Source organism: Salinimonas iocasae (genome assembly GCF_006228385.1).
GTDB classification, from domain to species: domain Bacteria; phylum Pseudomonadota; class Gammaproteobacteria; order Enterobacterales; family Alteromonadaceae; genus Alteromonas; species Alteromonas iocasae.
In genome coordinates this window covers 2,461,723-2,482,017 of record NZ_CP039852.1, presented here as the reverse complement: position 1 = coordinate 2,482,017, position 20,295 = coordinate 2,461,723, and the positions used below count along the sequence as shown (strand labels likewise).

The following is a 20,295-nucleotide window of genomic DNA, read 5'->3' as shown; positions in this document are numbered from 1 at the left end:
AATAATCATCTATAAATTAAAAATAATAAGACTGGTCAAAGCCATTATTCGCTGATACTATCGCGCCGCTCTGAACTGGCTTTATTTACGTTCTCTCTATGCTTCTGCCGTTAGTCCCTCTAAATCAGAAACTTTCCGTTTTAAGCTAAATAAGTTTGTCTGACATCGCTACTATTCTGTGTTTATTGCTCATGCGACAGGTGTTTTTGCGCTTTTGGCCATTATGTAGGCCAACCACAAGTAATACGCCTTGATTTTTGCACAGGATAACAAAGTGATCACCGTCAACCTGCGTATCTGGCAACGAATATTATTATTTAGAGCAACTGTACGCTGTGTACAGATAATGCAGTTTACAGTCGACTAATTACGGTGTTCTGTCTGTCGCAACAGGATACATGACTATCTTTAATTGGTGTGCCGGGCTACTGAGCATGGCGCATACAATATTTATTTTTGAGGTTTATATGTCATTTACCCAGTTGGGCCTGTCAGATAACTTGATGAAAGCTATCGATAAGCAGGGCTATAAAACGCCTTCACCTATTCAGGAAAAGGCGATTCCAGTTATATTATCAGGTCAGGATGTTCTGGCCGCAGCGCAAACCGGCACCGGCAAAACGGCTGGGTTTAGCCTACCTGTCCTTGAGCGTTTGGGAAAAGGGAACCATCCGAAAGGCAATCACGTACGCGCACTGATTCTCACACCAACCCGAGAGCTTGCTGCTCAGGTTGAGCAAAATGTCAGAGAGTTGAGTGAGTTTACACCGCTAAATACTACAGTGGTGTTCGGTGGTGTGGGTATCAACCCGCAGATGAAACGACTTCGCAAAGGCGTAGATATTCTTATAGCAACGCCTGGTCGCCTGCTGGATTTGCACCAGCAGAATGCTGTTAAGTTCGACCAGCTCGAAACATTGGTGCTGGACGAAGCGGATCGTATGCTGGATATGGGCTTTATTCACGATATAAAGCGCATTATCAAATTATTGCCTAAAGAACGCCAGACATTGATGTTCTCTGCAACTTTCTCAGAGACGGTGACCGCTTTAGCACAAACACTGACACGTGACCCGGTGAAAATATCCACGACACCGGCCAACACAACAGTTGATAAAATTGATCAACGGTTAATCTCTGTCGATCGTAATCGCAAAATGCCCGCTCTAATTTCGATGGTAAAACAAAACGACTGGAAGCAGGTTCTGGCGTTTACACGAACAAAGCATGGCGCCAATCGTTTATCTAAAAAACTGGATGCCGCTGGGATCCCCAGTGCGGCCATACATGGCAATAAGAGTCAGGGCGCAAGAACAAAAGCGCTGGCAGATTTCAAATCGTCAGATATTAACGTTCTGGTTGCGACTGATATTGCAGCCAGAGGCATTGATATCAGCCAGTTACCCGTGGTGGTCAATGTTGACCTGCCAAATACTGCAGCAGATTATGTGCACCGCATCGGTAGAACCGGACGCGCAGGTGCTGTTGGGCAAGCATGGTCGTTGGTAAGTGCCGATGAATATCAGCAGTTGAAGGATATTGAAACGCTCATTCAGACCTTAATTCCAAGAGAAAAATTAGCAGGATTCGAACCTGAACTATCGCTGGCAGAAACACGGCTATCGCCGCCGAAGAAGCCAAAGAAGCCTAAAAAGCCTAAAAGTTTTACCAATGATCGCTCTGCGTCGGACAATAAAAGGGGTAGGCGCCAACCCAATCGGGCAGCGTCCCAGAGTCGCCCATCACGACAAACATCGACATCATGATATTCCATTAATAAAAAAAGCCATGCATATGCATGGCTTTTTTATTCTGAAACGAGAGTAGTGAAGTGGCCGTATAGCCAGACTAGGCATTCAGGTATATTCTGAAAATGCAGAGCCTGGCGGGTGAGCTTCATTTTTAATAGAAATACAGAATGTTGTTCCGGAATCCCGGTCACTTTCTATCCACGCTTTGCCCTTATGTGCTTTGGCAACCAGTCTCACCAGATACAGACCGAGCCCCCAGCCTTCCTGTCGCTGGTCTCTGCCGCCTGTATGGCGGGACAAAAACTCAAACATTGAATTTTGTTGCTCTGGCTCGATATATGAGCCTTCATTATGCACACTGATGTGCACCTCATTGTCGGTTTGTTTCAGCGACAGCGTAATCGGGCTTTCTACACGTCCGTATTTAATACCGTTGGAAATAAGATTTTCAACAACACGAAGAATAGACATGTGATCGCAGACAACATTGGCCGTCTTAAGATCGGTGTCGAACCGAACCGGGTTGTCATAGACTTCCTGAGCTTCGTTTGTAGCAACCCCGAGTTCTTTAACCATATCTTTTTGCTCAAAGCGAAATGTCATTCCGCGACCTGCTTCAAGCTGCGTGGTATCAAGAAGCTCGCCGATAAGTTTCAGGGCGCGTTCAAGGCTTCGCTTCAGTGAACCGAATACTTTGTCAGATGATGACAGCCCAAGTTCACCTATCTCTACATAACTTCTGGCTACAGATATCGGGTTTCGCAGGTCATGAGCGATGACACTGATCAGTTTCTCCTGTACCTCATCCAGTGAATTCGCAAACTGCTGGGCAGCCTGCGCGCAACTTGTCTCGATAAATCTGTCGATGATTTCAGCGGTAGTCAGACAAAGCAGGTTATTGTCATATAAGTGGCTTCGCAAAACCTGGCGTAATAATGAGTATTCCTGAATCACCTGGGCAACAGTATAACGCGCCACTGACGCTCTGGAGCGACCATGTTCATCACTGTATTTTGCGTCAAAATCGATATTATTAATTTTTTCAATATCGCTGCCAGAATCCATTTCGAATGCTTTTAACTCTGAAACCAGGTTTGCCAAAAAATAGGGAAGGTAATTTCTGACAATTAAATCTGGTGCGTTAGAAGCTGCTTTCAACTTTTCATTGGCAAGTTCTTCCCACTGCGCAAAAATCTCCTCTTTTTGCGCTTCCAGGTATAAACCGCATTCCGTGGTATTTATTGACAAAACGGTATCCTTCTTTTGAATGCTCAAACTGCCTGTGTGGCGTACATCAATAGGTATTATTACCCAAATACCATTAATTTTGATTAACTTAATCCGGTTAGACGTCATAAAACAGCGCTTGGCAGCGCTGAATTTTTAGTAAAGTTTTGAGCCCCAGCTTAACTTATTGCGCAGAACATTAAAGTAATTGTAGCCTTTGGGGTGAACCATCGACAATTTGTCTTTACTTTTTTGTACACGGATTTCATCCCCGGGTAATACGGGTAATACGATATGACTGTCACAGCTAACCTGCAAACTGTCAGAATTGGCCCGCGATACCCGCATCGAAATAGTGCTGTTAGCGTCAACCACAATAGGGCGACTGCTTAATGTATGAGGGAACATGGGTACCATCGTCACAGCATCGAGCCTGGGCATAAGAATGGGTCCGCCTGCCGAAAGAGAATAAGCGGTTGAACCTGTCGGGGTAGAGAGGATAAGTCCGTCTGAACGCTGACTGAACACGAATTGTTCATCGATATAGATTTCAAACTCCATCATATGCGCGACTTTGCCATGGTGCAGTACAACTTCATTTACCGCAGTATTGCTGCTTTTAAGTTTTTCATGGCGGTACACGCCTACCTCAAGTAAGAAGCGTTGCTCTGCAATGGCTTCGCCGGCAAAAATCAGGTCCAGCTGTGAGGTTATATCGTCTGGATGGATGTCTGTCAGAAAGCCGAGATTGCCTCGATTGACCCCGACGACATGAATATCAAAACGCGACAGCACCCTGGCGGCACCAAGCATACTGCCATCTCCGCCGACAACAACGGCAAGATCAGCATTTTTGCCTATAGCCACAAGGTTTTGTGCTTCAAGACCTGGTTCATTCAGTTCTTGTTGAATGTGCTCTTCGAGCAGGACGGTGCAACCCCTGGCCTGTAAGTAGTCGATGAGGTGTTTTAGACTGGTAAGGGTCTCGGTGTGACCGGGTTTGCCGATAAGGCCGACCGTTTTATAGGGCATGATGTGCTAATGTCTCTGGCATCTGCGATGCTTGGACATTAGCACAAAAATAAAGACAAATGAAAGCGTTAGCGGGCAGTCCAGCCGCCATCCAGTACCATGGTCTGGGCCGTAATGTTACGTGCAGCATCACTGATCAGAAACCGTGCAGTGCCAGCCAGTTCTTCAATTGTGATGAAGGCTTTTTTCGGCATCGGTTTCAACATGATTTCGTTGACCACTTCGTCTTCACTGATACCGTTTTCTTTCGCCTGATCAGCAATTTGTTTTTCCACTAAAGGCGTTTTTACGTATGCCGGACATAGCGTATTTACGGTAATGTTAGCTTCCGCCACCTCCAGCGCCAGCGTTTTGGCGAAACCCAGCAGGCCATGCTTTGCAGACACGTAAGCAGATTTATAGGGCGATGCTACCAGTGAGTGAATAGAACCAACATTGATGATTCGGCCAAAATTCCTTTCTCGCATGCCCGGTAAAAAAGCCTGAGTAAGCAGGGCAGGGGCAACCAACATGATATCAATAAGCTGTTGCCACTTTTGCGCTGGAAATTCCTCAAGCCGGGACACATGCTGGATGCCTGCATTATTAATCAAAATATCTATATTCAGATTACCAAGGTTCCGGGGGAGCGCCGCTACCGCCTCAGCATCTGTGACGTCAACAGCAATAGCGCTGGCTTTGAGGTGTTGATCGGTCAGGCGCTTGGCAGCATCGGTGGCGGCTTGTTCATTAATATCTGCAAGAACGACATGATGACCATCTTTGGCAAGATTTTCTGCAATACCGAAACCGATACCGCTGGCACCCCCGGTAATAAAGATTGTATGAGACATTATGATTTATCCTGTTCGGTCGTTTTTGCAAACGAGTTTATAAATGCTTCTACTGCCTGAATTTGCGCGCCATCTCTGGTCGCATAATCCCCCCCGGTATAGCCCCACCAGTCCCAGCACCCCTGAGGGTTTAAAGGCATGAAGAGTGATTTTTTAGTTTGGGGATAGATTACTACGAGGTTATTACTGTCGGCCCAGCGATTAAAGCCGGAATTATCAACATAGGCTTTACCGATTTCATCAGCATACTGGTTACAGCCATGAAAACTCACATGAACCTGGCATGCCTCACCTTGCTTACAACTCTCGGGGAGATAAGCAAATCCTTCCCTGGCAAGTGTTTCGGCGTTTTTACCACCAATTTCCTGCTGGTCGAACGAAACCACTTCGCCAGATAATGTCTGCGCAGGGGCATTGAGCTCACCAAGTAAGAAGGAAAGTGCCTTACCAGCAGCATCATAGTCACAATCACCGATATAGGGTGACGCAGAGCTGTCACAGGAAACACCTTTGTCCATGGTCGGTAAAAGGTGACCAAACGGCTTATCATTCACATACTCTACTTTACCGTCGGTAATCCAGTTTTGATATTGCTGGTATAAAGATCCGGTCACACTCTCTGCCACCCGCTGGTCTCGGGTGCCATGAAGCAGCCAGACACGGTCCTGACTCAAATTTGTCAGGGGGGCTATTTTCCCCTGGGACGCCCAGCTTTCAGCTTGTGAGGAAAACGCATCCAGTGGCATCTCTTCAGATTTGTCCACGCATGCACCCAGCGCAATCGTAATGTCATTTCGGGCGCAATAATATGGACCCGCACTGATAATTGCCGCGCCGCTAACCTTATCACTATGCGCAATGTGGTACTGGTTTGCCATGTAACCGCCGGAAGATAGTCCGGAAACGGTGATATTGTCAGTATTAATATTCATCTGCTGACACAGGGCTGAAGCGCTGAACATCGCCAGGCCAATTGTAATCACGTATCCTTTCATGGTTTCCTCACTTTTTATCATTCAAAAAGGATTTGAGTTGTTCGCCTTGTTCCTGGATATCAAGCACACCCTCAAGATGCCCCAGGTTGCCTTCTAGTTCTACATAGTGACTGTTTTTACCTGCTTCACGTAACTGTTCAAAAGTACGGGTGGAAAGGTAGGGCATCAGCAGCAGATCGTTAGCGGCAGGCATGAATAATGTTTTGGCTTTAATCGATGACAACCCCTCCTGCAGGCTGCCGTTATGCCCGGCTACAAATAACTGGCATGCTCTGACTAAATAGAGCAGATGATTAGCATCCATTTTATCTGCACGACTGCGCGCGCGTTGCTCAAGCCAGCTTACGATAGAGTGACTTTGACGAATATCTTCAAGCGGGGCAGATTCAAGCGGCTTGTAGCTGATAGCACTGCCTTGCTGATTGAAAAAACCAGGATGCAAGGCTTGCTGAGTTATTAGCATCAGTGAGGATACCAGTCCTTCAACAGGGGCTGTTTCGCGAGTATAGCTGCCATCCTTCCAGTTTTTATCTAACCGGATAGGGCGCGCCCAGTGTTCTAAAGCAGCGGTTGTCCAGGCATCGCTTTGCCCGCTCCCTATCACAGACACCATTCTGGGTACCCAGTCAGGGTACGCACTGGCCCAGTCAATGGCTTGCATTGACCCCATCGAGGGGCCGATGACAGCGTGTAGTTTGCTGATGCCAAGGCTCTCCAGCACCGCTTTTTGAACATTCACAAAGTCGCGGATGGTGACAACAGGAAAGGCGAGGCCGTAGGGTTTGTTCGTTTCGGGGTTAACTGTCGCCGGACCGGTTGTGATGACATTGTCGTCATAGGCTGAAAGGTTAGCCAGAGAGTCCACGCTGATAACAAAGTATTTTGATGTATCTATAGGTTTGCCCGGTCCGATGATGGCATCCCAGTAGCCCGGTTGTTCATCACTTTCCTGGTATTTTCCGGCAGCGTGTGAAGATCCGGAAAAATAATGTGTAATCAGTATAACATTGTCTTTTTCAGCATTAAGCTCACCGTAGCTTTCCCATCCGACCTTTACTTCTGGCAATACTTTGCCTGAAAACAGCCTGAATTGTTTTGCCGTAAAGGTCTGTTTTTCAACCAGAGGCAGGGCCACAGATGCACTGCAAAAAAACAATGCCACTAACAGTAAACGCGAGACATAACGTGCCTTTACAATCATAAGAATTCCCTGTTTTAAGAAAGTGTGAACATCGTAATTGCCATGGCCAACCCAATGAGCGGTGTAACAACGGTGAGCGCTGCCACAGGTCCGTACGCAGCCTGATGCGTTTCGTGACAGATTGCGCGGATAGTGGTAACAACATAGCCGTTATGGGGCAGCGAGTCGAGCGCGCCGGATGAGATGGAAACAATACGGTGAAGCTCTTCTGGCTCAACACCCTGGTCCAGATAATGCGGCGCGACCAAAGGCAATACTATGGCCTGTCCGCCGGACGCTGATCCCGTCAACCCGGCAATAACGCTTACCGCTATGGCCGCACCAATAAGTTCGTTTCCCGGAATTTGAGTCATCAGGTCGACCGTACTCATAAAAGCATCCGTATTTTTGGCAATACTGCCAAAGCCTACTACCGCAGCGGTATTACCGATTGCCACCAGCGCGCCCGTTGTACCCATATTGATCGCGCCAGGCAAATTCTGGAAATGTTTATAGTTAATCAGCATCAACGTCAGCACACCGCCACCCAGGGCGACAATCAGCGCATATTGTGCAATTGCATCGTGGAGAAAAAATGACAGTAATAACACCACAACCAGAGGAATAAGCCCGCTTGCAGGATTAGGATAATCGCGCTCGGGAATATCAGGATCATGGTCGCGTGCTTCAAAATGCTCGCCATCGGCTACCGCTTTGGTAATCATCCGTTTTAGCCACCAGTAGCCAAAGCATGCCATGAAGATTGCCACCACCAGACTGACTTCCCAGGCAGCAAACGGCGACGTGCCAAGGTATTTGATTGGGATCCAGTTCTGTATTTCAGGCGAACCGGCAGATGTCATGGTGAAGGTTACAGACCCGAACGCGAGGGTGGCAGGAATAAACCGCCGTGGCAGGTTTGCATCTTTGAATAAGCTCAATGCCATGGGGTAAACAGAAAACGCAACGACAAACAGGCTTACACCACCGTAGGTTAATATGGCACAGGCCAAAACCACCGCCAGCACAGCATGTCTGAAGCCCAACTTGTCCACAATCCAGCGAGCCAGTGAGTCTGCCGCGCCGGTGTCCTCCATGAATTTACCGAAAATCGCTCCAAGCAAAAACATGAAAAACCAGGCGGCTATAAAACCTGAAAAGCCACTCATGTAAAGCGTGACAAAATTATTTTCACCGCTGAACAGAGGGATGTGGTTGGTAATAGCAACGATCAGCGCACACAAAGGGGCGGCAATGAAAAGGTTCATGCCCCGGATGGTTAGAATAATCAGCAATACCAGGCCTAGCAGTAGACCAGTCATACTTAACATAATGCGTTTCCTTGTATTTGTTCTGTGACCGCAGAGCCTCAAAGGAACGGAATTATTCTGACGACAGAGCACTAAGTTTGACATAGTACGATGGTACTACGTACTAAGGTACTAGTTACCTTAAGAAAAAAAGTCTTTAGATTAGATTTTGACCGCATCCTTTAAGAAAGCGAATTCTAAAGATAGAGACAATAATAGGGACCTGTTATGAAACACACCCAGATAAAATCGCTTGGTTTTAGTCGTACACTCTGCGCGGCTGCTGTAGCAACTGCTTTTGCCTATACGCCGGTTACGCTGGCTCAGGACAACAACGCCGATGAAGAGAAAGGCAAGTTAGAAAGAATCGAAGTTACCGCACGTAAAACGGTCGAAACCTTACAAGAAGTGCCGGTAGCAATCACTTCCATCGGAGCCGCTGAGCTGACTGAAAAAGGTATCAGTGTGCTGACCGAAGTACAGCAGTTTTCTCCCAATACTACTTTACAAACCAGTCGTGGGACTAACTCAACACTGACAGCGTTTATTCGCGGCCTGGGCCAGCAGGATCCGTTGTGGGGCTATGAGCCTGGCGTTGGTATTTATATTGATGATGTCTATGTTGCACGTCCACAGGGCGCGGTCCTTGATTTGCTAGATGTACAGCGCATCGAAGTGCTGCGCGGTCCGCAGGGTACACTTTACGGTAAAAACACCATCGGTGGTGCGGTAAAGTATGTGACCCGCGAAATGACAGGCGACCCGCAACTTAACGTTGAAGGTACGATTGGTAGTTACAGTCAGCGTGACGTCAAAGTGACAGGTCAGTACCCGCTCATTGATGATACGGTCTACCTGGGCTTTGGCTATGCTAACCTGAACCGTGATGGTTTTGGTGAATATCTGATTTTATCGCAACCGGGGCAGGATACCGAAAACTACAACAAAGACTTGTGGGCGGCCCGTCTTTCTCTGGAAATTCATGCCAGCGATGACTTATTTTTCCGTCTGGGATGGGATAAAACAGAAGATGAATCAAACGCAAAAGGCGGTTATCGCTTGCTGCCCAGTCTGCGTACTGAGGCGCCTCAGCCAGACTCAGTTTTTGATTCTTACTCAAGTCTTCCGACTACCAACAAGGTGGAGCTGGACGGTTATAGCTGGATGGCACGCTATGACATAAATGACGCCATGCAGGTTAAATATATCGGTTCACACCGTGAAAGTTACTCACCTACCAATATCGATTTTGATAATACCCAACTCGATATTTTTGATGTTCCTGCCATCTATGAAGATGAAAATGATACCCATGAATTACAGTTTAATTATACCGGCAACAGCATGACACTGGTCAGCGGCCTGTATTACTACGATGGTGAATCTTGCGGGGTCTTTGATGCGGTACTGGGCGTATTAGGCAGAGACTTCGCCGCAGCAGGCGTATTCCCGGAAGGTACAACAGGCTTTACCCGTGAGGTATCTGGCTGTAACAACAGTGAGAGCTGGGCAGGGTATGCGCAGGTCAATTACGATGTTACTGACAAACTATCGCTGTCACTGGGTGCGCGCTATACCGATGAGGAAAAGCAGGCCACGGTAAATAACGGCACGGTTCTTTATAACCTTTACCCTGAAAGTGGCTGGATTGACGGATTTGTCAGACCTGACATGGTGCCTATCCCTCAGGTACTGGGTTCAGATACTGACGGCGATGGCGTACTTGACGCGCCGGCATCTGAAAGCTGGTCTCGGTTTACGCCACGTGTAGGTATTGAGTATCAGTATTCAAGAGACATGATGTTTTTCGCCAGTTACGCACAGGGTTTCAAGTCAGGTACGTTTAACCCCCGTGCGACAACGAATGAACCAGGCGTCGATCCTGAAATTGTAGATTCTTTTGAAATCGGAATGAAAAGCGACTTAACGGATAGCTTCAGGCTGAATACTACTTTGTTCAGCTATGACCATCAGGACCGCCAGTATATTGGTATAGAGGGCAACTCTGACGATCCGACAGCACTGCAACAGCGTCTGCGTAATGCGGCTGAAACTTCAGCGAAAGGGATAGAGGTTGAGGCGACGTTTGTTGCAACTGAAAATCTGTCCTTCGATGTTGCGTATGGTTTCATCGATTTTGAAATTGAAGAAAACAACGCTGTGCCACCACTTATCGGGCTAGCCAGCACGCCGGAAAATACGCTGAATGTAGCGGCAAACTACGCTATGGACACGCAATACGGCTTCTTCACATTCAATGCGAATTATTATTACCGGGATGACTACCTGATATTCGAAACCAGTGACCTTATTCAGCAGGATGCTTACGGCATGGTGAACCTGAGTATGAACTGGGAGAGCGTGGAAGGTAACTGGTACGGTGGTCTGCACCTGAAGAACCTGACTGACGAAGAATATATTGTCGGTGGGTATGACTTTGTTACCCGGAATGAAGACGGTAGTTTCGGCCCGGGTCTGGGTAATGATACAACACTTATCAGTTATTACGGGGACCCCAGAACAGTGCACCTGACGGTGGGCTACCGTTTCTGATAAACCGCTTCAACATTTGTTGTCTTAGGCAGGGTCACACCTGCCTTTTTTGTTTTTCTTTGCTGGTTTTCATTTCATTGATATAGTAGTAACAAGTTTGCAACCTGTTACTTTCACTTATGCCTACGCCTGTTCTTATCGCTGATGATCATCCGCTATTCCGTGCTGCAATGAAGCAGGCTGTTGCGGGGGTCGTTGGTGAGGCTATCTATGAATCTTCCACGCTGTCGGAAACGCTGGATACACTGGCTGCCAATCCTGACGTTGAGTTGCTGTTTCTGGATCTCAACATGCCCGGAGCGACCGGACTGAACGGCCTTGGCGAACTACTGAATCGTTACCCGGATGTTCTGACTGTGGTGGTCTCGGCGCAAGATGAGCCAGCACTCATCCGGCGTGTTATGGATATTGGCGCCTGTGGCTTTATTCCCAAATCCACCCCGTTGGAAGACATCACTCACGCTGTTGGAAAAATCATGCAGGGGGAGAACTGGTTGCCCGCGCACGTGCAGGTATCCGCTGATACCAGTGATACCGACAGTGTGGAACAGACGCAATTTGCCCAGAACCTTGCCCAGTTAACGCCACATCAGTATACGGTTTTGAAAATGCTGGCAGCAGGGCTTCTCAACAAACAGATCGCGTATGAGCTTTCTATCTCTGAATCCACCGTTAAACAGCATGTTTCTGCTGTGCTACGTAAACTTCAGGTAGTAAACCGAACCCAGGCCGGTGTGCTGTTTAACCAGCTGGTGGCCGAGCATTAATTGACTAACTGTTTAATAGCCCGTTTCAGGGCCAGAGATTTAACAGGTTTGGGCAAATAGTAAAGTTGCTCATTTGCCGCAACTTCCTTTATGTTTTCATCACGCTTGGCAGTATTTAGTATGCCTGGCACATGATGCTGCCAATTTTCACGCAATTGCTTTGCAACACAGGTTCCTTTCTGTTGCCGGTTAAGGTGGTAGTCAACCACCATCAGCGAGGGTGCTGCTGGACACACAGCGATTGCAGAGGCTAAATCATCCGCTAACAAGGTTTCAGCTCCCCATTGCCTGAGTGTCAGTGTCATTGCTTTGGCGACATCCGGGTCATTTTCAATAATAAGCACAGACTTACCGGCAAGAAACTGTTCGGTGCCAGATACAGCGTTATCTGTAGTCACCGGTAGTGGGGCAGGATTGACTGGGCGTGAGGCACGCGGCAATGTGACGGTGAATCGGGTACCTTTGCCCGGTGCTGAATCAAGGTGAATGGCGTGCGCAAGGAGCTGACTGATTCTATCGACAATGGTCAGGCCTAACCCCAGGCCGGGATTATTCTCACCGGCATCCAGCTGATGGAACTCTGTGAACACTTCCTGCTGTTTCTCCGGCGCGATGCCGGTGCCTGTGTCACATACCCAGATTGAGACAGTACCGTTACTACCTCTTCGAACACCAATTAACACCGTTCCGGCTTCAGTGTAGCGAATTGCGTTAGAGACCAAATTCTGGACTATCCGACGCAGCAAACGTTTATCAGAATGCACATATACAGATGTGCGCGGATAATTTAGTTTGAGCCCTTTTTGACTGGCAATGACAGAGAACTCCTGCACCAGCGGAGCCAACACATCGTCCAGTGCAAAACAGGATACCTCGGGTATCATCGCACCGGATTCCAGCTTAGTCATATCCAGTAACATTGACAGTAAAGTTTCGGCGCTATTCAAAGAGGATACAACTCCCTGGCTTAACTCCTCCAGAGGCGTACCGGCCGTGCGCTGGGATAGCAAAGAGGAAAATAACGTGGCAGCGTTAAATGGTTGCATCAGGTCGTGCCCCGCAGCTGCCAGAAAGCGGGTTTTACTTTCATTGGCTCGCTCTGCATCATTACGAGCTTGCTGCAGCTCTTCAGTGCGCTGACGCACTCTGTCTTCCAAAGCCAGTTTGGAGTCTTCCAGCGCTTCCTGAATCTGAATATATTCGGTGATATCGCTGTAGGTAGTAACATAACCGCCGCCCGGCAGCGGGCTGCCGTTGAGCTCAATGACTTTTCCGTCTGGCTGGCGGCGAATGTATTTATAGCGCGTACCCTCCTGCATAAAGGTAATACGCTTAGCGATTTCGTTCTCAACGTTTTTACTGTCGCCCAGAAGGCCGCGTTTAGCGTTGTACCGCAGTAATTGCTCGATATGCATACCGGTTTCCAGGACATCAGCAGGATACTCAAACAGCGCTTCGTAGCGTTTATTCCATGCCAGAAGGCACAATTGCTGATCCAGTACACTGATCCCCTGATGGATGTGCTGTACTGACGATTGCAAAACCTCGTGATTGAACTGAAATGACATCGAGGCTTCTTCCACCCAGTCTACAAGGTCAGGAAGTTCACTGTGTCTCGATTCAGCCAGTGCACTGAGCAGAACACGGGCGCCGGGTGTACCGACCTGATTGGCCAGTAATTGTTCCACTTTTTTCAGTAACCCGGCGCTGGCATAGCCTGCGCCTGTTGCACCCTTCACGCTAAGCTGTTCGCTGAGTTGCTGCTGCTCTGCCGGTTCAAGTACACGCTGTGTTAGCTGCATCAGATTGGCCACCCGGATCATCAGCGCCGGTGTTTTTGGTGGCTCCTCATAACGCAGGGCATGGCGTGAGGATGTAAGCACGCTGATCAGTAAGAAGGTGCCAATATTTACCATCAGGCTGAGAGCGAAGCCACCGGCTAACTGACTGTCGCTGGGGGCCGGTTCAAAATAATAGCTGGATAAAAGGCTGGGGTAGAGCACCCAGGCCAGCCAGCCTGCAAAGCCGGCCAACATGGCCATGCAAGCGCCGGTAACAGTGCTGCGTCGCCAGTACATGCCCAGCAACATTGCCGGCAACATTTGTCCCAGCAAAGCAATAGCGATAATGCCGCTTTTTACCAGCGGCGCTGACTGACTTACATTGAGGTGATACCAATAGGCAACCGACAAAACCACCAGTACGGTGATACGCCTGATGGTCAGAATACCGTTGGCTTTCATGGTGCTTACTGAGCGGTTTTTGAGGCGGATGGTGAGCCAAAGCGGCGTGATCAGATTGTTCGCTATCATAATACCCAGGGCCAGGGTGGCGACGATAATCATGCTGGTGGTGGCAGATAATCCACCAATAAATGCTGCCAGTGAAACCGGTAAATTTGACTGTGATAAAGGCAGTGCCAGTACAAACTCATCCGAACTGATAGCGGTAGTGTCCAGAAGCATCTGTCCGGCGAGTGCCAGCGGTAAAATAAATACCGTCATACTCAACAGATATAAGGGAAATAGCCAGCGTGCTGTGCGAAGTTCGCCGTCACCGTTGCTTTCAACAAAATTCATATGAAACTGGCGGGGCAAAACAAACATTGAGCAGACGCCTAAAAGCACATGGCCCAGGTAAACCCAGGGGGCATTATCAGCATACAGAACTTCGCGTGAGGCCGGGTGCTCCGCAGCCTGCGCTATCAAATCCAGCGGACCATTAAACAGCACATAACAGGCAAACAGACCGACGATAGATAAGCCAACAAGTTTGAGTATTGATTCAAGCGCGATAGTGAGCAGTAACCCGGGGTGCTTCTCTTTTAAACTCAGGCTTCGCGTGCCGAACAAGATAGCAAACAGTGCCATTAGCGCTGCAACATAAATTCCCACTGTATTTAGACCCTGACGCGCATCCGGGGCCAATAAGTTGATGCTTTTGGTAATCGCATCCAGCTGCAATGCAATATAGGGAATAACCCCAACAAAACACATTACGGTAATAAAAGCAGCAATTAAATGTGAACGCTGATAGCGCAGGGCAATAAAGTCCGCCAGGGAGCTGATGTTGTGTTGCTGGCAGAGCCGGTTGATACGCAATAACACCGGGAACATAAACATCATGACCAGAATGATACCGGCATAGGTCGGGACCACAGCCCACCCAAACTGAACGGCTTGTGTGGTAGTACCGAAGAATGCCCACGAGGTGCAGTGCACGCCCAGCCCGAGACTGTAGAGAAAAGGGTGCTGCTGATTAGCTTTTAGGTACTTATCACCTAAGAAAGCGACTATGAACAACATCGTCAGGTACGCCACCACGATGGCGCCGACTGTCCAGATACTTAGCATGATTATTGCGATTTAAAAAGTGACCAGTTAGTAACATACCGTAACTTGCCCACGCTTCACAGGTATCAGTCAGGGAAATCTTATATGTAACCCTTGAAGCAGCATAAACAAACCCCATTACTAAGCCCACACGCAGATCAGCACCGGCGCTGGCAAAAGATTAAATATCAAAATTTTTTGTACGCAGGGGCTGGAAAAATCATTGAACGACCCTATTGAAGGGGTAACGAAAAATTGCCCTGAATATTTAGTTGGAGGTAGGCATGAGCGAAAAGCGCGACGAGCAGGCGCAGCCAGAAAAAGACGCTGAGGTAACCGCAGAAACTGTGCAGGAAGAGGCACAGGATATTCCTGTACAGGAAGGTGAGGTTGTCAGCGAAGACGAAGCCGCTGCCGGCGATGATGACGCGCAGCAACGCATCTATGCACTTGAAACGGCGCTTAGCGAAGCGGAAGCAAAAATCAAAGATCAGCAGGAAGGTGTGTTACGTGCCCGCGCTGATATGGAAAATGCGCGGCGCCGGGCCGAAGCTGAAGTCGAGAAAGCAAGAAAGTTCGCATTGGAACGTTTCGCAGGTGAATTGCTGCCTGTCGTAGATAATCTGGAGCGAGCACTTGAAGCTGGCGATAGTTCAAATGATGCCGTGAAACCTCTGCTTGATGGCGTTGAGATGACGCAAAAGTCATTTATCAGCACTATTGAAAAATTTGGCGTCAAGTCAATTGACCCTCAGGGTGAAGCCTTTAATCCTGAACTGCATCAGGCAATGTCGATGCAGGAAAGTGCAGACCACGAGCCGAATACGGTGATGGCGGTTATGCAGAAAGGTTACGAATTAAATGGTCGTCTGTTAAGACCGGCCATGGTGATGGTAGCACGCGCTCCTGATAGCGGTGTTGACACCAAAGCCTGATAAACAAGCAAAACTTTTTGCTATTAAGTATTGAAAAGTGGCGGAAATAACCCCACTAAAAGTGCAGAAATTACAGAACATATTTTCGGAGACACGTAATGGGTAGAATCATTGGTATCGACTTAGGTACAACAAATTCATGTGTCGCAGTGTTAGACGGCGACAAACCACGCGTTATTGAAAACGCGGAAGGTGATCGCACCACGCCCTCGATCATTGCATACACCAATGACGGTGAAACATTGGTTGGTCAGTCTGCTAAACGTCAGGCGGTAACTAACCCTGAAAACACGCTGTTTGCTATCAAACGACTAATCGGTCGTCGCTTTGAAGACAAAGAAGTACAGCGTGATATCGACATTATGCCTTATCAGATTACAAAAGCTGATAACGGTGACGCCTGGGTTGCTGCTAAAGGCGAAAAAATGGCGCCACCACAGGTTTCTGCTGAAGTTCTTAAAAAGATGAAGAAAACAGCAGAAGACTACTTGGGTGAAGAAGTAACGGCTGCGGTTATTACCGTGCCTGCATACTTCAACGATTCTCAGCGTCAGGCGACAAAAGATGCAGGCCGCATCGCTGGTCTTGAAGTTAAGCGTATTATCAACGAGCCGACTGCTGCTGCCCTTGCTTATGGCATGGACAAGAAGAAAGGCGATAACGTTGTTGCTGTTTATGACCTTGGTGGCGGTACATTTGATATCTCTATCATCGAAATCGATGCTGTTGATGGCGAGCATACGTTTGAAGTACTGGCCACTAACGGTGATACTCATCTGGGTGGTGAAGATTTCGACAATCGCATCATTACTTATCTTGTGGATGAGTTTAAACGCGAGCAGGGCATCGATCTTCGCAAAGATCCGCTTGCGATGCAGCGTTTAAAAGAAGCCGGTGAGAAGGCGAAAATTGAGCTGTCTTCAGCGCAGCAAACAGAAGTTAATCTGCCCTACATCACTGCAGATTCTTCAGGTCCTAAGCACCTTGCAATTAAAATTACCCGCGCCAAGCTTGAGTCGCTGGTAGAAGATATGGTTAAGAACTCACTTGAGCCGGTTAAAAAGGCACTGGCTGATGCTGACCTGTCTGTGAGTGATGTTGAAGACATCATCCTGGTTGGTGGTCAGACGCGTATGCCATTGGTACAAAAATACGTTACTGAATTCTTTGGCAAAGAGCCGCGCAAAGATGTTAACCCTGATGAAGCGGTTGCTGTTGGTGCAGCTATCCAGGGTGGTGTTTTAGCCGGCGATGTGAAAGATGTATTGCTACTGGATGTAACGCCTCTGTCTCTGGGTATTGAGACAATGGGCGGTGTAATGACTGTATTGATTGAGAAGAACACCACGATTCCGACGAAGAAATCGCAAACCTTCTCTACAGCAGAAGACAACCAGTCTGCGGTAACTGTTCATGTTCTACAGGGTGAGCGTAAACAGTCCAGCGGTAACAAATCGCTGGGTCAGTTCAACCTTGAAGGTATTCGCCCTGCAGCACGTGGTGTGCCGCAAATCGAAGTTACTTTTGACATCGACGCTGATGGTATTCTGCACGTATCTGCTAAAGACAAAGATACCGGTAAAGAGCAGAAGATTACTATCAAAGCATCTTCAGGTCTGAGTGATGATGAAGTTGAAAAGATGGTAGCTGATGCAGAAGCCAACAAAGATGCTGATAAGAAGTTTGAAGAACTGATTCAGGCGCGTAACCAGGCAGATGGCATGATTCACGCCACACGTAAGCAGCTTGATGAAGTTGGTGATGCACTATCTGAAGAAGATAAAGCACCAATCGAACAGGCAATCACTGACCTTGAAGCGGCAGTTAAAGGCGAAGATAAAGAAGCAATCGAAGCCAAAACGCAGGCTCTTGTCGAAGCGTCTGGTAAGCTGATGGAAGCTGCTCAGGCACAGGGCGCACAGCCGGGTGCTGAAGGTGAAGCAGAACAGGCTCAGCAACAGGGTAAAACCGACGACGATGTAGTCGACGCTGAGTTTGAAGAAGTAAAAGACGACGATAAGAAGTAAGCTGTCGTCCGGCATTCCGGGTGACTAACCCGGAATTACGTCACAGTTCAGGCGCAGCAGGATAGTCTTGTTGCGCCTTTTGTTGTGTAAAGGCAATGAAATTTACTGTGATAACCGATTGATAAAGTGTGTGATGACCTCAGGCACTTGAAGTAACGAAGTAGGAAAAGTAGCGATATGTCGAAACGTGACTACTACGAAGTGTTAGGCGTTGATAAGAGCGCCGGCGCACGCGATATCAAAAAAGCGTATAAAAAGCTGGCGATGAAATATCACCCCGATCGCACGCAGGGCGACAAAGCACTTGAAGACAAATTTAAAGAGATTCAGGAAGCTTACGAAATTCTGATGGATGATCAGAAGCGCGCAGCGTACGACCAGTACGGGCATGCGGGTGTGGACCCGAATCGCGGTGGCGCAGGCTTCGGTGGCGGTGCCGACTTCGGCGATATTTTTGGTGATGTATTTGGCGACATTTTTGGCGGTGGCCGTGGACGTCAGTCCAGAGCGCGTCAGGGAGCGGATCTGCGCTATAACCTCGAACTATCGCTGGAAGAAGCGGTTCGTGGTAAAGATGTAGAAATCAGAGTACCGACCCTGGTCGAGTGTGAAGTTTGTCATGGCTCGGGTGCGAAAAAAGGAACATCTCCTACCACCTGCCCGACATGTCATGGTAACGGTCAGGTACAAATGCGTCAGGGCTTTTTTGCTGTACAGCAAACCTGTCCGACCTGTTCAGGGCGTGGCAAAATTATCAGCGACCCGTGTAATAGTTGTCGCGGCCAGGGACGCACTGAAAAAACTAAGACCTTATCGGTTAAAATTCCGGCCGGTGTTGATACGGGCGACCGCATTCGCTTGAACGGCGAGGGCGAAGCGGGTGAAGCAGGTGCACCGGCGGGTGATTTATACGTCCAGGTTCATGTTAAACAGCATGATATTTTCTCCCGTGATGGCAATAACCTGTATTGCGAAGTGCCTCTGAGCTTCACTACTGCAGCGCTTGGCGGTGAATTGCAGGTGCCAACACTGGATGGCAAGGTTAAGCTTAAAGTCAGCCCTGAGACTCAAACTGGCAGAATGTTCCGGTTGCGCGGCAAAGGCGTTAAGTCGGTTCGAAACGGCATGGTCGGGGACCTGATGTGTAAGGTGGTGGTAGAAACACCGGTCAACCTTTCGTCTAAGCAAAAAGACCTGCTTAAGGAACTCGATGAATCCATGGGTGGAGCGAAGTCAAAGCATAGCCCAAAAGAGCAGGGCTTTTTTGACGGAGTCAAAAAGTTCTTTGACGACCTTACCAACTAGCTTTTGAAAAGCCCTTCGAATATGAAGGGCTTTTTTTTGCCTGTAATAAAGTATGCACATATTACCGTGGCAAAGCGCGATCAGGTAAAAGTTAAGCTTAAATGCCCCTTGCCACGTAGATAAGCCAATAATTGGAAAAAAGGAAGAATACAATGAAGCGCGTATTTTTGATTAGTGCCGCCGTTGCAGGATTGACGTTCGGCCTGCCAGCGCAGTCAGCAGAAGTGACCGAAGCGATGTCGCAAAAACACGCAGAAGCGTATGTTGATTATCGTCAGTCAGTATTTACTTTGCTTAAAAGCAACATCGCACCGCTGGGCGGAATGGCGAAAGGTAAAATAGACTATGATACGCAGGTAATGCAAACCAATGGTATGCGTATGGAGCAACTGGCTGCTATGTTGTCTGATTATCTTCGTGTGGATACCAGTGACAGTGGTGTTGAGTCATCAGCTAAAGCATCATTATGGTCAAATTTTGATGATGTTGAAGGTAAGATTGCTGATTTGAAAAATGCCGCAGCGAATCTGCAGACGGTAGCTAAATCCGGTGACGAATCTCAATACCGGGATGCAATTGGCAAACTTGGTAGTACGTGTAAATCGTGTCACGACGACTACAAAATGGATTAATCTGCCAATCGTCACGCAGTAATGTATTTTTGACATGCGAATCGGATGCTGCAGGTATCCACTTTCGTGTGCGCTGTTTTAAGTCTATAAGTAAGGGAGCAACCTATGTCCATTGAAGATGACCATTCACCCAGCGAAAAGAGTATAGCGGGTATGGAAGGGTTACAGTCAGCCATTGCCAATGGTGAAGTCAACAGAGTCAAGCAGTTACTGACCAACGAGATGCTGGATGAGCTTCAGAAAAGCTACCTGATTGATCTGGCAAAGACCAATAATCATCAGGAAATTATTCAGCTTTTAGAAGATACACCCACTCGTCCCTGATCTTTAGGCGCCTGGGATCAGCAGGCGCCTGAATCTGCTCTTGGAATCCCTCCACTGTAAACCAAAACTTTTCCGTCAAATTTGGCATAACG

At 48.1% G+C, this 20,295-nt stretch carries 15 protein-coding genes; 8 read left to right on the top strand and 7 right to left on the bottom strand.

Annotated features, from left to right (window positions below):
• The first annotated feature begins 467 nt into the window (after positions 1 to 467).
• Positions 468 to 1,766 carry a DEAD/DEAH box helicase gene (locus FBQ74_RS10990; RefSeq protein ID WP_139757943.1) on the top strand — a complete coding sequence of 433 codons (1,299 nt, stop codon included), beginning with the start codon at positions 468 to 470 and terminating at the stop codon, positions 1,764 to 1,766.
• A 90-nt stretch (positions 1,767 to 1,856) separates the two neighbouring features.
• Here the strand turns inward: FBQ74_RS10990 and FBQ74_RS10985 are convergent, their stop codons facing one another.
• The 6 genes from FBQ74_RS10985 to FBQ74_RS10960 form a co-directional block, all read right to left on the bottom strand.
• A complete protein-coding gene (locus tag FBQ74_RS10985) occupies positions 1,857 to 2,999 on the bottom strand; it encodes a sensor histidine kinase (RefSeq protein ID WP_168190654.1) in 1,143 nt (380 codons plus the stop codon).
• A 135-nt stretch (positions 3,000 to 3,134) separates the two neighbouring features.
• Positions 3,135 to 4,010 carry an NAD(+) kinase gene (nadK, locus tag FBQ74_RS10980; protein WP_139756713.1) on the bottom strand — a complete coding sequence of 292 codons (876 nt, stop codon included), beginning with the start codon at positions 4,008 to 4,010 and terminating at the stop codon, positions 3,135 to 3,137.
• A 68-nt stretch (positions 4,011 to 4,078) separates the two neighbouring features.
• On the bottom strand, positions 4,079 to 4,843 hold the full coding sequence (locus tag FBQ74_RS10975) for a 3-hydroxybutyrate dehydrogenase (protein ID WP_408641320.1): 765 nt from the start codon (positions 4,841 to 4,843) through the stop codon (positions 4,079 to 4,081).
• Positions 4,843 to 5,838, bottom strand: a complete 996-nt coding sequence (locus tag FBQ74_RS10970) for an extracellular catalytic domain type 2 short-chain-length polyhydroxyalkanoate depolymerase (RefSeq protein ID WP_139756711.1) — start codon at positions 5,836 to 5,838, stop codon at positions 4,843 to 4,845. The genes FBQ74_RS10975 and FBQ74_RS10970 overlap by 1 nt, the downstream gene beginning before the upstream one ends.
• A 7-nt stretch (positions 5,839 to 5,845) precedes the next feature.
• Complete coding sequence (locus FBQ74_RS10965) at positions 5,846 to 7,039, bottom strand: E22 family MetX-like putative esterase (RefSeq protein WP_139756710.1); 1,194 nt, start codon at positions 7,037 to 7,039, stop codon at positions 5,846 to 5,848.
• Positions 7,040 to 7,053: 14 nt separating this feature from the next.
• Positions 7,054 to 8,349, bottom strand: a complete 1,296-nt coding sequence (locus tag FBQ74_RS10960; protein WP_139756709.1) for a GntP family permease — start codon at positions 8,347 to 8,349, stop codon at positions 7,054 to 7,056.
• 207 nt (positions 8,350 to 8,556) lie between these two features.
• Here FBQ74_RS10960 and FBQ74_RS10955 point away from each other — a divergent pair, with 207 nt between their 5' ends.
• Together FBQ74_RS10955 and FBQ74_RS10950 are read left to right on the top strand one after the other, a co-directional pair.
• Positions 8,557 to 10,881 carry a TonB-dependent receptor gene (locus FBQ74_RS10955; protein ID WP_205912252.1) on the top strand — a complete coding sequence of 775 codons (2,325 nt, stop codon included), beginning with the start codon at positions 8,557 to 8,559 and terminating at the stop codon, positions 10,879 to 10,881.
• 119 nt (positions 10,882 to 11,000) lie between these two features.
• The gene (locus FBQ74_RS10950) at positions 11,001 to 11,648 is read left to right on the top strand and encodes a response regulator transcription factor (RefSeq protein ID WP_139756708.1); all 648 of its coding nucleotides are present in this window, start codon (positions 11,001 to 11,003) and stop codon (positions 11,646 to 11,648) included.
• Here the strand turns inward: FBQ74_RS10950 and FBQ74_RS10945 are convergent.
• Positions 11,645 to 15,001 carry a PAS domain-containing hybrid sensor histidine kinase/response regulator gene (locus tag FBQ74_RS10945; RefSeq protein ID WP_139756707.1) on the bottom strand — a complete coding sequence of 1,119 codons (3,357 nt, stop codon included), beginning with the start codon at positions 14,999 to 15,001 and terminating at the stop codon, positions 11,645 to 11,647. The two genes, FBQ74_RS10950 and FBQ74_RS10945, sit on opposite strands and share 4 nt — an antisense overlap.
• Positions 15,002 to 15,264: 263 nt before the next feature.
• Here FBQ74_RS10945 and grpE point away from each other — a divergent pair, with 263 nt between their 5' ends.
• The 5 genes from grpE (at position 15,265) to FBQ74_RS10920 (ending at position 20,203) form a co-directional block, all read left to right on the top strand.
• Positions 15,265 to 15,915, top strand: a complete 651-nt coding sequence (grpE, locus tag FBQ74_RS10940; protein ID WP_139756706.1) for a nucleotide exchange factor GrpE — start codon at positions 15,265 to 15,267, stop codon at positions 15,913 to 15,915.
• A gap of 98 nt (positions 15,916 to 16,013) precedes the next feature.
• Positions 16,014 to 17,942, top strand: coding sequence for a molecular chaperone DnaK (gene dnaK, locus FBQ74_RS10935; protein WP_139756705.1), 1,929 nt, complete (start codon positions 16,014 to 16,016; stop codon positions 17,940 to 17,942).
• Positions 17,943 to 18,119: 177 nt separating this feature from the next.
• Positions 18,120 to 19,247, top strand: a complete 1,128-nt coding sequence (dnaJ, locus tag FBQ74_RS10930; protein WP_139756704.1) for a molecular chaperone DnaJ — start codon at positions 18,120 to 18,122, stop codon at positions 19,245 to 19,247.
• Positions 19,248 to 19,399: 152 nt separating this feature from the next.
• On the top strand, positions 19,400 to 19,879 hold the full coding sequence (locus tag FBQ74_RS10925; protein ID WP_139756703.1) for a c-type cytochrome: 480 nt from the start codon (positions 19,400 to 19,402) through the stop codon (positions 19,877 to 19,879).
• A gap of 105 nt (positions 19,880 to 19,984) precedes the next feature.
• Positions 19,985 to 20,203, top strand: coding sequence for a hypothetical protein (locus FBQ74_RS10920; protein WP_139756702.1), 219 nt, complete (start codon positions 19,985 to 19,987; stop codon positions 20,201 to 20,203).
• Positions 20,204 to 20,295 lie beyond the last annotated feature (92 nt).

Excerpts from the sequence above, each read along its gene's own strand:
- FBQ74_RS10965 (WP_139756710.1), bottom strand. The coding sequence starts at position 7,039 with ATGATTGTAAAGGCACGTTATGTCTCGCGTTTACTGTTAGTGGCATTG.
- FBQ74_RS10955 (WP_205912252.1), top strand. The coding sequence starts at position 8,557 with ATGAAACACACCCAGATAAAATCGCTTGGTTTTAGTCGTACACTCTGC.
- FBQ74_RS10960 (WP_139756709.1), bottom strand. The coding sequence starts at position 8,349 with ATGTTAAGTATGACTGGTCTACTGCTAGGCCTGGTATTGCTGATTATT.
- FBQ74_RS10920 (WP_139756702.1), top strand. The coding sequence starts at position 19,985 with ATGTCCATTGAAGATGACCATTCACCCAGCGAAAAGAGTATAGCGGGT.
- FBQ74_RS10975 (WP_408641320.1), bottom strand. The coding sequence starts at position 4,843 with ATGTCTCATACAATCTTTATTACCGGGGGTGCCAGCGGTATCGGTTTC.
- FBQ74_RS10925 (WP_139756703.1), top strand. The coding sequence starts at position 19,400 with ATGAAGCGCGTATTTTTGATTAGTGCCGCCGTTGCAGGATTGACGTTC.
- FBQ74_RS10945 (WP_139756707.1), bottom strand. The coding sequence starts at position 15,001 with ATGCTAAGTATCTGGACAGTCGGCGCCATCGTGGTGGCGTACCTGACG.
- nadK (WP_139756713.1), bottom strand. The coding sequence starts at position 4,010 with ATGCCCTATAAAACGGTCGGCCTTATCGGCAAACCCGGTCACACCGAG.
- FBQ74_RS10950 (WP_139756708.1), top strand. The coding sequence starts at position 11,001 with ATGCCTACGCCTGTTCTTATCGCTGATGATCATCCGCTATTCCGTGCT.
- dnaJ (WP_139756704.1), top strand. The coding sequence starts at position 18,120 with ATGTCGAAACGTGACTACTACGAAGTGTTAGGCGTTGATAAGAGCGCC.
- FBQ74_RS10990 (WP_139757943.1), top strand. The coding sequence starts at position 468 with ATGTCATTTACCCAGTTGGGCCTGTCAGATAACTTGATGAAAGCTATC.
- FBQ74_RS10970 (WP_139756711.1), bottom strand. The coding sequence starts at position 5,838 with ATGAAAGGATACGTGATTACAATTGGCCTGGCGATGTTCAGCGCTTCA.
- grpE (WP_139756706.1), top strand. The coding sequence starts at position 15,265 with ATGAGCGAAAAGCGCGACGAGCAGGCGCAGCCAGAAAAAGACGCTGAG.
- dnaK (WP_139756705.1), top strand. The coding sequence starts at position 16,014 with ATGGGTAGAATCATTGGTATCGACTTAGGTACAACAAATTCATGTGTC.